Raw genomic sequence first — 4,527 nt, 5'->3', positions numbered from 1 at the left:
CTCCAAAAGAGGATTAACTATCATTGAATCCAGAATCAGAAAATTAGCTTCTTACTATGTAAGTGAAGGCGAATTACCAGAAGGTTGGAGATATAATCCACAACAAGCAGCACTCCTTGTTAAATAGGGCTACTGAAGCTACTAATATGCTCAAAGAGCATATTGAAAATGATGAAATTATTCGTATAATTTCACATAATGATGCTGACGGATTGTCAGCAGTAGCTGTGATAGCGAATGCTTTGAAAGAGGAAAATGTTCAGTTTCATACTACTATAGTCCCTCGTCTTAAGGAAGATGTTATAAATCAGCTCCGTCATGAGCAACATGATTTATTCATCTTTTCAGATATGGGAAGTGCTTTTGTAAATGAATTGAATACGTTTAAAAGCGATGTTATTATAGCTGATCACCATCAAGTTGATGGAACAGAGCCAGACAGTAATCTGGTTCATGTCAATCCTCATTTGTTTGAAATTGATGGCAGTAAGGATTTATCTGGTGCGGGTTCTGCATATTTGTGTGTCCGTGACCTGGATAAAAAACATTTGGCTTATTTTGCACTTGTAGGTGCTTTCGGTGATATGCAATGTCAAGATGGATTTAATGGTGTCAACAAGCTAATTTTGGATGATGCGAAAGAAACGAATCTTGAAATCAATGAAGATTTAAAAATTGTTTCAAAAGCATCCGAACCATTATTTAAATCTCTTGCTTATACTTTCACTCCACCTTTACCTGGTATTAGTGGGGATTTGGAAGGTGCTACTGCATTTTTAGAAAAAATAGGATTGTCATATGGTATTAAATTCATTGATTTGGCTGATGAGGAGAAAGATGTTCTTGCTGCTGAATTGATTAAGATTAATCCTGATATCTTTAGTGACTGTTATTTAATTCCTAAAGAAATTCCTATGCTTAGGGATTTGGAGGAATATGCTTATATTCTTGATGCATGTGGTAAAAATAAAAAATATGGTTTAGGTTTAAGCATTGCACTTGGTGAGAGAGAAAAGGCTCTATCGACTGCTACAGAGTTTCAACGTAAATATCGTGACCAAATTGTAAAAGGTCTCGAATGGATTAAGCGTGAAGGTGCTGTTCAATTGCAATCATCACAATATTTATACAGTGAAGATAAAGTTTTAAAGTCTGTAATGGGGACTATTGCAAGTATTGGATTATCTGTTGGTTTAATTGATGATTCAAAACCTGTACTTGGTTTATCAAGACTCCATAAGGATATTAAGATTTCTGGAAGAACTACACGAGAAATGGTTAGTCGTGGAGTTGACCTTGGAAAGGCTTTGCGTGATAGCTCAAACAATTTCGGTGGACAGGGAGGAGGCCACGATATTGCTGCAGGAGCTATGATACCTTATGAAAGCAAAGACAATTTCCTGCATATATTCGATGAAATGATTGAATATCAATTAAATAATGATTAATATGTATTTAACAAAAAAAGAAGAGCAAATGTGTGACGGGGAGTTTGGAGAAACTGTCCGTAAAAGTATGGATATTTTAGTGGCTTTAGGCGATATTTATGGAGCTTCTAAATTAGTTGATATTACTTCTGCACAGGTATCTGGAGTTTCCTATAAAACAATAGGTCAGGCAGGTTTGGAATATCTTGAAGATTTGGCCAGTGAAGAATTCATATATTCCGGAATTAATGCTTCACTAAATCCTCCAGGAACTGATTTGGATAATTGGAAGGAATTGGGATTTCCGGAAGAGTTTTCAATCAAGCAAAATCAGATTGTTGATGCTTATGGAAAGCTTGGTATTTCTAAAACATGTACATGCACTCCCTATCTTGTAGGAAATGTGCCTAGGTTTAGAGATCATGTTTCATGGTCAGAATCTTCTGCAGTGGCTTATGTCAATTCAGTTATCGGTGCACGTACTAACCGTGAAGGAGGACCGGCAGCCCTTGCAGCGGCCATTGTAGGTAAAACTCCTCTTTACGGATTCCACTTGGATGAGAATCGTAAGGCTAATTTAATTGTAAATGTCAGCGATGAATTGTCCGGTGCCGATTGGGGCGCCTTAGGTTATATTGTTGGAAAAGTCGTTGGCGGAGGAGTACCTTATTTCAATGTTAAAAATACTCCTACAAACAATGATTTAAAAACTTTAGGTGCGGCTCTTGCTTCTTCAGGTTCTGTAGCATTATATCATATGGAAAATGTAACTCCTGAATGGGATAGTGCCGGAAAAGATGATGTTGAAGATTATATGTTCGTTGGCGATAAGGAAATTTTAGAAACACGCCAAAAGTTAACCACAACAGACCGTGAACCTGATTTGATCTGTCTGGGTTGTCCTCATGCTTCACTTGAAGAAATAAAAAATGTTGCAAATATTGTTGAAGGTAAAAGCATTAAAAACAAATTATGGATTTGTACTTCAGTATCTGTCAAGGCAACGGCCGACAGGATGGGTTACACTCAAATAATTGAATCTGCAGGCGGAAATGTTGTATGTGACACATGTATGGTAGTTGCTCCTATCGAAGATATGGGCTTTGAAGTGATTGGTGTCAATTCAGCAAAGGCAGCTAATTATGTTCCTTCAATGTGCGGACTTGATGTAGTTTATAATGATGTGGAAAATCTCATCCGTTTTGAGTGATGATTTCATTTTCTACAATAGATTTTTCATTTTTCTACTAAAAAAATTTTAATCTGATTATTGTTTATTTTTTTTAATTATTTTTTTAATTTTTTTTAAATAACTTATTTTTTATTATTTTTAAATGTTAATTATCATTTTTATCATTGTTTTGATTATTTTACCCATTATTTTTTCTTTTCTAATTTAATAATTTTGATTTGTTTATAAATATATTGTATAATGAATGTTTTATTTATATGTTTTGGCATTTTTTTATTCATTTTTTTATTTTTTACATTATTTTATGGATATTGTTTAATCAATAAATATTTTTTGATGTTTTGTTTAACTTATTATACTATTTTCTGAAATAATTTTAATTGTCCTTATTTTTTTAAAAGAAAAACATTTATATTTGCTTAACATAAATTAACATCAATAGAGTAGTTTTTTCATTTAATGCACATAGTATACAATAGACTAAAAAGGTTATAGCATATGAAAAAAAGAATAATTATTATTATTTGCTTGTTCATGGTGCTCATATCTACAATAGCATTTGCATGTGCTGCTGAAGATGTTGAAAGTGAACCTATTTCAACATCTATCGATGATGACTCACCAAGTTTACAAGCATCGGATACTCAAAACGACATTTTAACAGCCGATTCAGATTCATTTACACAATTAAATTCTTTGATCCAGAACACATCGGTAAATGATTCTTTTGAATTGGATAAAAATTATACATATTCTGATAGTGATGTTGTATTTAAAGAAGGTATTATAATTAATAAGAACATTACTATTAATGGGAATGGGCATGCTATTGATGGTGCAAATGTAGCATCAATATTCAAAATTACAAATAATGCGCATGTAATACTGAAAAATATCGTATTTAAAAATGCTTGTGGCACTAATGGTGCTGCAGTCAGTTTAACTTCCAGTGAAAGTGTTGAAATCATAGATTCAACATTTATTAACAACTCCGCTTCTTTAAATGGTGGTGCGGTATTCATCGCTTCTGCTTATACTTCTGCTATAACCTCAAGTTCAAGTATTATAGGTTCAACTTTTATTAATAATAGTGCTTTAAATGGTGGAGCTATTTATCTAAATTCTAATTCAGTAAATATTCTATTGTCTACTTTTAATTTCAACAATGCTTCACTTGATGGTGGGGTGATTTATGTTGATGGTGATCATGTTAATCTAATAGATTCTTCTTTTACCAATAACACTGCTGGTGATGATGGTGGTGCTTTATATTGGAGCGGTAATAATGGTATAATTAATAATATAACTTGTACAAACAATAAAGGTATTAGTGCTGATAAGTCTGATGGTGATACTTCCAGTACTCGTGGTGGAACTATCTGTCTTACTGGATCTAATGTAATTCTATCTAATTCCACATTTACCTTATCATCCGCATATATGGATGATGGTAAAGATTCTTCAAAGGTTGATGGTGGTGCAGTGTTTGTAACGGGTAATGGTGTTACTATAACTGATACTATATTTAATTCTTGTACTGCTACAAATAATGGTGGTGCATTGTATGTAATCGGTAACAATACTCAGATTGGTAACTGTGATTTTGATAATTGTGGTGCTTCTGATGGTGCTGCTTTATATGTCGATGGAGTAGGCTGTAAATTATATAATTCTTCTTTTGAAAACAATATTGCTCGTGATGATGGTGGAGCAATCTTCTGGCAGGGTAATAACGGTATAATCAACAACATCACCTGCATAAACAATAAAGGAATAAGTGCAAATAAATCTGAAGGGGGTACTTCCAGTACTCGTGGTGGTACAATCTGTCTTACAGGGTCAAATGTAACAATTTCCGAATCAACATTCTCATTAGGTCAGGCCTATATGGATGATGGTAAAGATTCT

The 4,527-nt window shown here is 33.4% G+C and carries 2 protein-coding genes and 2 pseudogenes; all 4 read left to right on the top strand.

Annotated features, from left to right (window positions below; genetic code table 11):
* A pseudogene (gene rps15p, locus IJQ68_RS10795) lies at positions 1 to 127 on the top strand (30S ribosomal protein S15); the annotation flags it as partial.
* On the top strand, positions 117 to 1,448 hold the full coding sequence (locus IJQ68_RS10790) for a DHH family phosphoesterase (RefSeq protein ID WP_292800472.1): 1,332 nt from the start codon (positions 117 to 119) through the stop codon (positions 1,446 to 1,448). The pseudogene rps15p and the gene IJQ68_RS10790, both read left to right, overlap by 11 nt.
* Before the next feature lies 1 nt (position 1,449).
* The gene (locus IJQ68_RS10785) at positions 1,450 to 2,637 is read left to right on the top strand and encodes an aconitase X catalytic domain-containing protein (protein ID WP_292800470.1); all 1,188 of its coding nucleotides are present in this window, start codon (positions 1,450 to 1,452) and stop codon (positions 2,635 to 2,637) included.
* Positions 2,638 to 3,117: 480 nt separating this feature from the next.
* Positions 3,118 to 4,527, top strand: a pseudogene (locus IJQ68_RS10780) (hypothetical protein); the annotation flags it as partial.

Origin of the sequence: Methanobrevibacter sp., from assembly GCF_017447225.1 — an archaeon.
Lineage (GTDB): Archaea > Methanobacteriota > Methanobacteria > Methanobacteriales > Methanobacteriaceae > Methanocatella.
The sequence above is the reverse complement of the archived record's forward strand: the minus strand, read 5'-3'. Positions and strand labels throughout refer to the sequence as shown.